The following is a 12,367-nucleotide window of genomic DNA, read 5'->3' as shown; positions in this document are numbered from 1 at the left end:
CACGGATGTCTATTATGAATATGAATACTCAATACCGTAAGCCCCTTGTAGGTAGCGGCCTTGATTTCTTCGATACCCGAGCGGCCGTCAATGAGATATCACCGGGTGCTTACGAAACTCTACCGTACACTTCTCGGGTATTGGCCGAACAATTGGTCAGGCGCTGCGACCCAGCGACACTGACTGACTGCCTGAAGCAGATTATCGAGCGTAAACGCGATCTTGATTTCCCTTGGTATCCGGCCCGTGTGGTTTGTCACGATATCCTAGGCCAAACCGCCTTGGTTGACCTAGCTGGATTGCGCGATGCCATTGCTGAGCAAGGCGGCGACCCGGCGAAAGTTAATCCGGTGGTGGAAACTCAGCTTATTGTCGACCACTCTCTCGCGGTTGAGCATGCTGGTTTCGATCCGGAAGCCTTCGATAAAAACCGTGCTATCGAAGAGCGGCGTAATGAAGATCGTTTTCATTTTATCGAGTGGTGTAAAACCGCGTTTGAAAATGTCAGTGTGATCCCGGCGGGTAACGGGATCATGCACCAGATTAACCTAGAGAAAATGTCACCGGTGGTTCAGGCCAAGAATGGCGTCGCTTTTCCCGATACCTGTGTCGGTACCGACAGCCACACGCCACATGTTGATGCTTTGGGTGTGATTGCTATCGGGGTAGGGGGACTGGAAGCAGAAACCGTCATGCTTGGCCGTCCTTCTATGATGCGCCTGCCAGATATTGTTGGGGTTAACCTGACGGGCAAACGCCAGCCGGGTATAACCGCGACGGATATCGTGCTGGCGATTACCGAGTTCTTACGTAACGAGCGGGTTGTCTCTTCTTATCTTGAGTTCTTCGGTGAAGGGGCACGGGATCTTACCATTGGTGATCGTGCCACCATCTCCAATATGACACCGGAATACGGTGCAACCGCTGGGATGTTCTATATCGATGAGCAAACCATCAACTACCTCAAGCTGACTGGGCGCGATGAGCATCAAGTTGAACTGGTAGAGAACTATGCCAAGCAGACCGGTTTGTGGGCGGATGATTTAGCTGCAGCCCAATATGAACGTGTGCTTGAGTTCGATCTTTCGAGCGTATCACGCAACATGGCAGGGCCTTCAAACCCTCACCGCCGTTTACCCACCTCAGAGTTGGCTTCTCGTGGGATATCTGGCGAGTGGCAGGAGAAAGAAGGCGAGTTGCCTGATGGTGCTGTCATCATTGCCGCCATTACTTCATGCACCAATACCAGTAACCCGCGAAATGTGGTGGCGGCGGGCTTGCTCGCCAAGAGAGCCAATGAGTTAGGTTTGGTTCGCAAACCCTGGGTGAAATCTTCATTTGCGCCGGGCTCGAAAGTGGCCAAGCTCTATTTGGAAGAGGCGGGTCTGTTGCCCGAGATGGAAAAGCTCGGTTTCGGTATTGTCGCGTACGCCTGTACCACCTGTAACGGTATGAGTGGCGCGTTGGATCCAGATATTCAGCAAGAGATCATCGACCGAGATCTCTACGCGACTGCAGTGTTATCGGGTAACCGTAACTTCGATGGCCGTATCCATCCTTATGCCAAGCAGGCATTTTTGGCCTCACCGCCGCTGGTGGTGGCCTATGCACTCGCCGGTTCAATCCGCTTTGATATTGAGCGGGACGCTTTGGGCACGGATAAACAAGGCAACCCGGTCTATCTCAATGACCTTTGGCCTTCAGACGAAGAAATTGATGCGGTTGTTGGCAAGCATGTTAAGCCTGAGCAGTTTAATCAGGTCTATATCCAGATGTTCAAGCTCGATGATGGCCAGCGCGTTAGCAACCCGCTTTATGATTGGCGCCCGATGAGTACCTATATCCGCAGGCCGCCTTATTGGGAAGGTGCGCTGGCCGGTGAAAGGGCATTATCGGGTATGCGCCCTCTAGCGGTTCTGGGGGATAACATTACCACCGACCATTTATCTCCGTCTAATGCCATTCTTGCCTCCAGCGCGGCGGGTGAGTATTTGGCGAAAATCGGTTTACCGGAAGAAGACTTCAACTCGTATGCCACTCATCGTGGTGATCACCTCACTGCCCAGCGGGCGACGTTTGCCAACCCGAAACTGTTTAATGAAATGGTGAAGAAAAATGGCGAGGTGGTACAAGGTTCGCTGGCGCGAGTTGAGCCTGAAGGCCAGGTGGTACGTATGTGGGAAGCCATTGAAACCTATATGGATCGTAAGCAGCCGCTTATTGTCGTTGCAGGTGCCGATTATGGCCAGGGTTCATCTCGGGACTGGGCAGCAAAAGGGGTTCGCCTTGCGGGTGTTGAAGCCATTGTCGCTGAAGGGTTTGAACGCATCCACCGTACCAATCTTGTCGGGATGGGGGTACTGCCCTTGCAGTTTAAGCCAGGCACAGGCCGCCACACATTAGAGCTAGATGGGACCGAAATGTACGACGTTGTTGGGGATATCCAAGCAGGTACGGATTTGGCGTTGGTGGTGACACGCGCCAACGGTGAGAAAGTCGATGTGCCGGTGACTTGCCGTCTTGATACTGCTGATGAAGTTTCAGTGTATAAAGCTGGCGGTGTTCTGCAGCGCTTTGCTCAAGATTTCTTGGCGCAGTAGGAGGAGACGAACATGACAAACTTATCTTCTCAGCCTGCGCAAGAGGCCCAGTCACAAATGAAAGTGCCCGCTACTTATATGCGTGGCGGCACCAGTAAAGGGGTGTTTTTCAGCCTGTCTGATTTGCCACTGGAAGCACAAGTCGCCGGTGAGGCCCGCGATAAATTTCTCATGCGGGTCATTGGCAGTCCGGATCCTTACGCTAAGCAAATAGATGGTATGGGCGGGGCAACCTCCAGTACCAGCAAAACAGTCATTGTGTCCAAAAGCAGCAAAGATGATCACGATGTGGATTACTTGTTTGGCCAGGTCTCGATTGATAAGCCTTTTGTTGATTGGAGTGGTAATTGCGGAAACTTGTCGGCCGCCGTTGGGCCTTTTGCGATTCATGCGGGGTTGATCCCAACAGATCGCATTCCGGAAAATGGCATCGTGAAAGTCCGTGTATGGCAGGCCAACATTCAGAAAACGATAGAAATCCATGTGCCTGTCGTGAATGGCTTTATCCAGGAAACCGGTGAGTTTGAGCTCGACGGCGTCACTTTCCCCGCGGCTGAAATTCAAGTGGATTTTCTAGACCCTGCGGATGGTGAGGGATCGATGTTTCCAACCGGCAATCTTGTCGATGATCTGGAAGTCCCGGAAGTCGGCACGTTCAATACCACCATGATCAATGCAGGGATCCCAACCATATTTATCGATGCCGAAGCGCTGGGTTATATCGGCACTGAACTACAGGACGATATCAACAGCGATGAACAGGCATTAGCCAAGTTCGAAAGGATCCGTGCTTATGGAGCACTGAAGATGGGCTTGATTGCCCGTTTGGAAGAAGCCGAAACCCGCCAGCATACTCCTAAAGTCGCCTTTGTTTCGAAACCCAAAGCGTACCTGGCATCGAGCGGGAAAACAGTCGCAGAGAGCGATGTAGATGTTTTGGTTCGGGCATTGTCTATGGGTAAATTGCACCATGCCATGATGGGTACTGCTGCAGTTGCCATTGCTTCAGCGGCGTGTGTGCCCGGCACGTTGGTTAACCTCGCCGCGGGTGGTGGAAATAAAGAGTCGGTGACTTTCGGGCACCCTTCAGGAACGTTGAAGGTAGGTGCAAAGGCAACAGAAGCTGAGCAGGGCTGGGTGGTCGAGAAAGTCATGATGAGCCGTAGCGCGCGTATTTTGATGGAAGGCTTAATTCGTGTTCCATCTAGTGTTTTTGAATGACGATATTCAGCAAGACACCTTTTAGAAACCATTTAAATGATTGCTCTTTAATGTAGCAATGTCAGGACATACTGGAGGAAGCATTATGTCTGCCTATCAGAAAGAATATGAACTTGCACAAATTGCGCCGCAAGAATTTTGGCAGCAACAAGCACAAAAACTCCCGTGGTATCAGTTCCCACAAAACATATTAAGCAAGGACGAAAATGGTATAGAGCGTTGGTTTGCTGATGGCGAATTGAATACATGCTATTTGGCGCTAGACCAGCATGTCGAGGCCGGAAGAGGGAACCAGACTGCCTTGATTTATGATTCACCGGTAACAGGTACCAAGGTGCAATACAGCTATCAGGTATTAAGGGATCAGGTCGCAAAGACAGCAGGCATGCTGGCCGAGCTTGGGGTGTCAAAAGGTGATCGTGTCGTGATCTATATGCCAATGATCCCTGAGGCGGCCATGGCGATGCTGGCATGTGCCCGTATCGGTGCTATTCACTCAGTGGTGTTTGGCGGATTCGCCCCTAATGAACTGGCTGTCCGAATTGAGGACGCCGAACCTAAACTGGTGCTGACGGCCAGTTGCGGTATCGAGGTCAACAAGGTGATTCCATACAAGCCTTTGGTAGACCAAGCCATTATGGATAGTCGTTGGAAGCCAGAACATGTGGTTGTTTTTCAACGTAATGCTTGCCGAGCTGAGTTAACCGAAGAAAGGGATCGTGACTGGCAGGCTTTGAAGCAAAAAGCCGAGATGCATCCTTGTGTGCCTGTGAAGGCTACTGACCCTCTCTACATCTTATATACCTCAGGCACAACGGGTAAGCCCAAAGGCGTGGTCAGGGATAACGGCGGCCATGCTGTGGCGATGAAATACAGTATGGAGACCATCTACAACGTCAATCCGGGTGAGGTGTTCTGGGCTGCTTCTGACGTAGGCTGGGTGGTTGGCCATTCTTATATTGTTTATGGCCCGCTTATCCATGGCTGTACAACCATAATGTTCGAAGGCAAACCGGTTAAAACACCTGATCCTGCAGCTTTTTGGCGGGTTTGTAATGAATATGGCGTAAAAGTGTTGTTTTCGGCGCCAACAGCATTTCGAGCAATAAAGAAAGAAGATCCAGAGGGAGCATTGCTGGCCGATTACCCAATGAGAGATCTCAAAGCGATATATATGGCTGGCGAGAGGTTAGATCCCCCAACGCTAGAATGGGTGCAGGAAAAAACCGGACGTCCTGTGATTGACCATTGGTGGCAGACCGAAACAGGGTGGGCGATTGCTGGAAATCCAGTAGGGCTTGAGAGTTTCGATATTAAGCCGGGCTCTGCCACTATGCCTATACCGGGATATGGCGTTGTGGTACTGGATGAAGCCGGTGAGGAAAAAGTAGCCAACCAGCAAGGTTATATCGCGATAAAGCGTCCATTGCCACCCGGGTGTTTGCCAACCGTATGGCGCAACCACGATAGATTCCAATCCGGGTACCTCAGCCAGTTTCCTGGCTACTATGTCTCCGGGGACGGCGGCTATATTGATGAAGATGGCTACCTTTTTGTGATGGGGCGCATCGATGATGTCATCAATGTCGCAGGTCACCGCTTATCAACCGGGGAGATGGAAGAGGTGGTCGGCGGGCACGAAGCGGTCGCTGAGTGTGCGGTCATTGGTATTCACGATGATTTGAAAGGCCAGTTACCCTTGGGCTTAGTCGTTCTGAAAGACGGTTACTATTCGGCTGATGGCGCCATAGAAAAAGAGCTCTTGTTAAAAGTCAGGAGCGAAATTGGCGCGGTAGCGTGTTTTAACCGTGCGCTGGTGGTTGATAGGCTGCCAAAAACGCGTTCAGGCAAAATACTGCGTCGGGTGATCAGGCAGATTGCCGAAGGTGAGCAGTACGTTGTCCCATCAACCATTGATGACCCATCAAGCTTGAATGAAATAGAAAAAGCCCTGGGATAGCCGGGTTCAAAGACAAAATAGACAAGGCCCTTCGATTTATTGAAGGGTTTTTTTATCACGATTAACTAAAAGGCATTTGATAAAACTGCGACAGATACTGTGTAAATCGATGGATTAAGCTGATGACTGAACACTGTGATCTTGATCATATTTGTAATGTGGACTATCAATAGAAACAGTGCATTGCGAAAAGGAGGATGCTATGCCTTTCAATTATATTATTATTGGGTTTGCCGTTGCGGCCCTTGCGCTTGATAAATTATCAATCTTTGATGATGAGACTGCTGACTACGTCAATGCGCCTACATACCTAGCTAACCCTGAGTTTGGAGCTTTGCAAGTGCCTGTATCTTCAGCTGAAACAAAAACAACCGTTCCGTATCCAGTCGATCCTCTTTCACCACGTCATATCTCACCTCGACATAGTATTGATGAGTATGATGCGATGATGACACCGAGCGCAACCCCCCACGCTTCGCTCAACGTAAAGCAAGTGGTTCTCGGGGGAATGGTTGTTCCTGCTGATTATTAAAAAAGCCACTTACGTGGCTTTTTGGTAGTCCTTTAGAAACGCAGTCCTTGCTTTACTGAGAGCTGATTGTGTTTCTGACTTTAGTTTTTGCCTAACCAGTTTGGCATCCTTACTCATAAATATTAATCCTATGCAATCCATGCACGTTTCACCAACGTTGCTAATCTTTGATTTTTTTGGCTAAAGAGTGTGATTTTAGTCCCAACTCTATGCGCCTTTTGCAGGGGAATATATACAATAGTGCTGGTTAATTAAAGCTTTATGGTATTGCAATACGGTTAAAACCGATTATTCCGTGATCTTCATCAAATTTATGCGTCAGTGTTCGTATGCGTATGTGGAATATTTACTCTATTAGGTTTTTTTTTGCTTCATGCAAGCAGGTGTTGAACAAACACTTCGTTCAGATAAAATCAACGCTTAAACGCGAATCACTCTAAGTAGACAATAAGATGACTTTATCTGCGGCACTGGCTCCTATTTGGCTCGGGGAGCCAGCTCAGCACACACTTGAATCTCAATTGAATTGGCTCTATCAACGAGAACCTTTTTTCCGCCTGCAATATGGTCAAGTTGGCGTTCGACTAACAGAGTGGGCAGAGGATGCCATTGAGACAACAATCGATGCTTTTGCTCAAGATGTTGATACTCGACAAGCCGTTGGCGCATCTTTGTGGCTGAAAAGTTTCACCGCTCATTTATTTTCGGGTTTGGCAGCGTTGAGGCTGAAGTTTAACCGTGTACTCATGCCGACGCTTGAGCAAATTAGTCTTGATGTGGCTGGTAATGGAAAGCTTAAGCGAGTAGGTATCGCTGAGAATTGCTCATTTTATTGCCTGGCTGGTGATCCTTTGGCACACCTGCCCCAGGCGCATGTTGTTGGATCAGAGCAAGCGCTGGATCAAGCGTTATCTGATTTTGCGACTGAGGCCGGACAATATCTTGCCCCTAAGTTTAAACAGCAAAAAGTGAATACGCCTCAGTACTGGGGTGCCATTGGCTATGCGCTAGGCTTGGTGTTCCAGAAACTTACCCAGCATGGTTGTGATAAAGCATTAATTGAGCGCTTAGAATCCCAAGCAGACGCTTGGCTAGCAAATTTATTACCTGAATTTGCAGAGCTGAACAGTGTTAAGGTTGCGACCCATGGGAACATGAGTATCTATTATATTCGCCGGGAAACTTGCTGTTTGAAATACAAGCTAGATGGCAAGAAACACTGTGCGACTTGTCAGCAACGAGATCCACAGGATCAACTTGCTCTGTATCAATCCAAAGTGCCAGGCTCAAATTAAAGAGAACTATTCAGTCAGTTTCAACTTTCCTGCATCATCGGGGTACAGCACTTTGTCCAAGCTGTCGCGTAGGTCTACTAGGGGCTGCTGGCTGATTTCGATGATACTTCTTGCTGGCCTGTCGAGCTCGACAATCAAGGTCAGCACCAAAGAAAAAGCCAGTGCGAAGGGCAGAGCAGCAACTAGCGCTCTGCCTTTATTTTGTGCGCCAACCTGTAACCCATTTAATCCAACGGTGAGGAATGTCAGCAACCCTAAGGTGAACCATATACTAACGGGAATACGCCCTCTAATTCCCTTGTTGAGGCGTTTTGTGTGAATATCGATGACTTCATTTAGGGAGTCAATATATAGCAACAGTAGTTCTGGTGATGTTGTTCCATGAGAGTCAACCGCTTGACTCCAGAGTTGAAGCTGGAGGATTTCACTTTCCTTGATAACAGTATTCACCTTTTGTTCTTGTTCATTTTTCTTTTCAATTACCCTAAGGGTGACATAGTCACGTAGTAATTCACGGCTGCGAGAACGGTACGGCTCAGCTAACAACCCTGTACGTAGTATTGTTGTACCAACCGCATTGGCTTCGGCTAGTACCAACTCTTTTCTGTCAGCAGATTTCGCAGCTGCCATGCTAAAAGTGATGGCGAGAATGAAGGCTAGCAGGCTTGCAAGCCCTGTTGCCATCGGGCTGATAGATTGACTGTATTCGTTGGATGGAAAGCGAAGTGCCAAGCGATAGCCGAACTCGAACATCAGAGCGATAGCTCCGAAAATCAGCCCTAGCATGACAAAAATTGACAGAGAATCGATGAAGGATTCTTGATACATACATCGCCCTTGAAAAGAAACTCAACCATAAAACTTATACAGCGCTCAGCCTGGAGGGATGAAACCAAAGACACTTCAGGCATCTGGCTAACAGTATAGCGGGTAGTTACTGTCACGATTCTTAGACGCGCACGGTAAGCTACACTGAAAGTGTTCATAAATCATGTTCCTTGAGGAATAAGAGATGAAATATAAACATGTCTTGTTAGCGGTGAACTTTGATGCGAATGCGGAATACCTGGTGATGAAGGCGGCGGAGCAAGCAAGATCACACGGTGCTCTTCTTAGCGTGATTCACATTGATCCTGATTTCACAGAGTTGTATGAAGGGGTAAGGGAGTTTAACCCCTCTGCGTTTGACGACTCAGTGCATAATGAGTCAGTACGTGAAATGAACACTTTGTTGCAAGAAGCTGATTATCCCATCTTCAAACATATTTTTTATGCGGGGTATGTAGAAGATCAAATTATCAAAGCCATTGATGAGTTTGACGTTGATCTTCTGGTTTTCGGGCACCATGAATCGAGTTGGTTCCATCAACTGACCATGTCCAGCAGTGAGCCACTTTTGCGGAAAATGCCTTGTGATTTACTGTTTATCAGGGTCGAAAAATAGTGTGCTAGTGCTCTAAAAGAGGGGTAACAGAAGGCCAAGCATAGACGAACTCATCGACTAGGCTGCCTTCTGGCGCTTGCCATTGCTGTTTGAGAATTGGGCTCCCCCCGAGATAGTCATAAAACTTCTGGGCACTGAGGTTTTGGCACAGTACTTCCAGGTAGGCGCCGCTGTATGAAGCTTCTTGTTGGATAACGCTCGCTGCGTGTTGCAACAGTGCTTTGCCGATCCCTTTGCCTGTAGCCCTCGCATCAACGTGGAGGTTTTCGATCAAGGTGCCATATTCTTGGTGTTGATCGAGATAGATACAGATAAAACCGAGTAGCTTTTCGTCTTCTGTAGCGACAAAGATTCTCTGATTAGCAACCGGTTGGCTAAAACGCTGTTGCCAAACAGCACCTCGCTCGCTGAAGACATCTTCAGAAAGATACTTTTTAGTAAGCAAACCGGCATAAACAGTTTGCCAGCTTCTAGCATGCAACTGGCTGATGGTGTCTCTGTCCTCTACTCTTGCTGGCTTGATAGTAATCACAAAACCTCCTTTCATTTCTTACGCTCTTTCCTTATACCTTTGATGTTAATTCAAATATTTTCTTCTGCAATACCAGTTTTAATGCGGAGATTCTGTGAGCTGGTAGCAAACAAACTGAATAATTCTATATGTAACAACGATACCGTGATCAAGGTATACCAAAATAAGAAACTGGTTGATCTTGATCGGCTTAATTAACAAAATTGGTTAACCAAATATTTACAGGGAGTAATATCTCTCATGTTTCCAATGACAAAAAATTAAAAGGCGAACCATGAGCAAAAAACTCTTTACCCTAGCGCCTGTAGCGGTGGCGCTCATTCTGGCAGGTTGTAACTCATCATCAAGTGACTCAGATGATAAAGATAAAATTGTACAACCAGTTGTTCAATCTCGTGTACATGACATTTTAGAAATCGACGGTTTCCTCTTCCGTGATGCGAATGGCGATGGCGAACTTACGCCATATGAGGATTGGCGTTTGTCTTCTGAGGAGCGAGCCGCTGACCTTGTGAGCCGAATGACCCTTGAAGAGAAAGTCGGCATGATGCTAATTGATACGCTAAATGCAGAGGCCTATGGCTATATTGGCATGAAGCACCAAGACTTTGTCAGTCGCCAGAAAATGAATCGTTTTATTTTCCGAAATAATATCCTGACGCAGGAAGAAATCGATGCGATGACAGACGAAGAGCGTCAAGATGGTGGTTCTGCGGGAGGCCCAGGCGGCCCTAGCTATGTAATTAGCCCTAAGGAAGCTGCTCAGTATATGAATACAGTGCAGGAACTTACAGAACGCACGCGACTGGGTATTCCTGCACTATTTAAATCGAATGCGCGTAACCACATTGACCCGAATGCAAAAGCTGGTATTAACGTTGACTCGGGGGCATTTACCGGTTGGCCTAAAGAAGGCGGTCTGGCTGCAACAGGCGACATGGAGCTGATTGCTGAGTTTGGTGAAGTCATGCGCGCTGAATGGAATGCGATTGGTTTACGCGGTATGTATGGCTACATGGCTGACTTGGCAACAGAACCTCGCTGGTACCGTGTCCACGAGACCTTTAGTTCGGATGCCGACCTTACCTCAGATATTATTCAAACCCTTGTTACAGAATTGCAGGGGGAGGAAGTTAATGCCGATAGTATCGTCCTTACCATGAAGCACTTCCCTGGCGGCGGCCCACAATTCCTAGGGGCAGATCCCCATTACATGGCCGGCCAGCATCAAAGCTATCCTGCCGATAAGTTTGAGTATCACCTTAAGCCTTTTATTACAGCAATTGATGCTGGGGTAGCTGCAATCATGCCATATTATGGTGTCGTTGGCGGTGGCGATTGGTCGATGCTAGATCCTGATGAAACGGATCATTATGTTGGCGGAGGCAAGTATTTAATCGATCTGCTAGATGAAAGAGATCACGAAACGCGACGAGTCGCCAACAACGATTACTCGACAGAGGTAGGTGAGCCGGCTGGTAACGTGGGCGTGGCTTTTTCCAAAGGTATATTGGATGACTTACTTCGCCAGAAATTAGGTTACACAGGGGTTATTAACTCAGATACTGGCATCATTAATGATCAAAATAACGATCACACTGATTATGAGATGATGCACAACAACCGTGCTTGGGGCTTGCAAGATAAGACGAAATCAGAGCAGTTCGTCATTGCAATTGAAGCAGGTACTGATGTGTTCTCTGGCTTTAACCGCAATGATGAGATCCGGGCTGTGGTTGAACAAGGCTTTGTCTCAGAAGCGCGTATTGATGAGTCGGTGAAACGCCTGCTGAAAGTACAGTTTGATTTGGGGCTATTTGAAAATGCCTATGTCGATGCTAGCAAAGCCAATGAAATCGTAGGTAACGCTGAATTCCAAGAAAAGGCCCAGCTAGCTCAACGTAAAGCGGTTGTTTTGCTTGATAACCAAGATCAAACCTTGCCACTTCGTACAAACTCGAGCTTGTTCACTATGGGGATGGACGGAAAGATTGCTGAAGAGTACGGTTTTGAAGTCACTGTGGGTGATGATGAAGACGGTAATAAGGTCGCTGATGCAAAAGGTCATGATCACGCATTGATCCGTGTCCGAGTCGACAATATCCCAGCGGTTATGGGAAGCGACCCATCAACTAACCGTGCTTTAGCCTTCGGCGGTGCAGATTTTGACGAGTTATCAGTACTTGATTTCACAGGAATGGCAGAGTCGAACTCCTGGGTTATTACACCATCGCTTGAAGATATCCAGGCTGTCATGAGCGAGGTTGGTGCAGATAATACAGTACTATCTGTTTACTTCCGTCAGCCATATGTGCTTGATGAAGCAAGTGGCCTGAAAGATGCGGGTGCTATCCTTGCCACATTCGGCTCTGATGACCGTGCAGTCATGGACGTAGTCAGCGGTGAATTCAACCCGCAAGGTAAGCTACCATTTGCACTTGCAAACAGTGCTGAGGCGATCATCAGGCAAGACTCTGATGACCCGTCATATAAAGCCGGTGATACGCTTTACCCTGTCGGTCATGGTTTAAGCTACAAGTAAACAATAACATTTTGTAATTTGAGAGCCTGGTAGTTGTTACCAGGCTCTTTTGTATTAGTTGAACCGCACTCTGGTTACTAATTAATTCAACCCATGTTACCCAATGGAATATCAGTGCTATTAAGTCGCCGCATAATTTCATTGAACTTCCCTTTTTAAAATAGAGGTTTAGGCCATTATTTTTTGTTAAGACCACTATAAGCCAACCACGATTAAATGATAATATGGTTTTATTGATTTT

The 12,367-nt window shown here is 47.7% G+C and carries 9 protein-coding genes; 7 read left to right on the top strand and 2 right to left on the bottom strand.

The annotated features are described in order from the left end of the window. The first annotated feature begins 14 nt into the window (after positions 1-14). From acnD to ACXAGQ_RS19940, 5 genes are all read left to right on the top strand, one after another. Positions 15-2,600 carry a Fe/S-dependent 2-methylisocitrate dehydratase AcnD gene (gene acnD / locus ACXAGQ_RS19960; protein ID WP_475256216.1) on the top strand — a complete coding sequence of 862 codons (2,586 nt, stop codon included), beginning with the start codon at positions 15-17 and terminating at the stop codon, positions 2,598-2,600. Positions 2,601-2,612: 12 nt separating this feature from the next. Next, positions 2,613-3,821, top strand: a complete 1,209-nt coding sequence (prpF, locus tag ACXAGQ_RS19955) for a 2-methylaconitate cis-trans isomerase PrpF (RefSeq protein WP_475256214.1) — start codon at positions 2,613-2,615, stop codon at positions 3,819-3,821. A gap of 85 nt (positions 3,822-3,906) precedes the next feature. Continuing rightward, positions 3,907-5,781 carry a propionyl-CoA synthetase gene (locus ACXAGQ_RS19950; RefSeq protein ID WP_475256212.1) on the top strand — a complete coding sequence of 625 codons (1,875 nt, stop codon included), beginning with the start codon at positions 3,907-3,909 and terminating at the stop codon, positions 5,779-5,781. A gap of 202 nt (positions 5,782-5,983) precedes the next feature. Further along, positions 5,984-6,313 (top strand): hypothetical protein, encoded by a 330-nt coding sequence (locus ACXAGQ_RS19945; protein ID WP_475256210.1) that lies wholly within the window; start codon positions 5,984-5,986, stop codon positions 6,311-6,313. 521 nt (positions 6,314-6,834) lie between these two features. Further along, positions 6,835-7,608: an IucA/IucC family C-terminal-domain containing protein gene (locus ACXAGQ_RS19940; protein WP_475256209.1), complete on the top strand. Its 774-nt coding sequence runs from the start codon at positions 6,835-6,837 to the stop codon at positions 7,606-7,608. Positions 7,609-7,614: 6 nt separating this feature from the next. Here ACXAGQ_RS19940 and ACXAGQ_RS19935 read toward each other — a convergent pair whose 3' ends face one another. Beyond that, a complete protein-coding gene (locus ACXAGQ_RS19935; RefSeq protein WP_475245001.1) occupies positions 7,615-8,436 on the bottom strand; it encodes a bestrophin-like domain in 822 nt (273 codons plus the stop codon). Positions 8,437-8,620: 184 nt separating this feature from the next. On the opposite strand from ACXAGQ_RS19935, the gene ACXAGQ_RS19930 reads away from it, so the two are divergent. Continuing rightward, complete coding sequence (locus tag ACXAGQ_RS19930) at positions 8,621-9,052, top strand: universal stress protein (protein ID WP_475256207.1); 432 nt, start codon at positions 8,621-8,623, stop codon at positions 9,050-9,052. Between the two features lie 4 nt (positions 9,053-9,056). Here the strand turns inward: ACXAGQ_RS19930 and ACXAGQ_RS19925 are convergent, their stop codons facing one another. Then, the gene (locus ACXAGQ_RS19925) at positions 9,057-9,584 is read right to left on the bottom strand and encodes an N-acetyltransferase family protein (RefSeq protein ID WP_475256205.1); all 528 of its coding nucleotides are present in this window, start codon (positions 9,582-9,584) and stop codon (positions 9,057-9,059) included. A 274-nt stretch (positions 9,585-9,858) separates the two neighbouring features. On the opposite strand from ACXAGQ_RS19925, the gene ACXAGQ_RS19920 reads away from it, so the two are divergent. Further along, positions 9,859-12,126 (top strand): glycoside hydrolase family 3 protein, encoded by a 2,268-nt coding sequence (locus ACXAGQ_RS19920; protein ID WP_475256203.1) that lies wholly within the window; start codon positions 9,859-9,861, stop codon positions 12,124-12,126. Positions 12,127-12,367: the final 241 nt, after the last annotated feature.

It is taken from the genome of Photobacterium sp. ABD4_091, from assembly GCF_056160145.1.
Note: the sequence above shows the minus strand (reverse complement) of the source record. Positions and strands in the feature narration are given on the sequence as shown.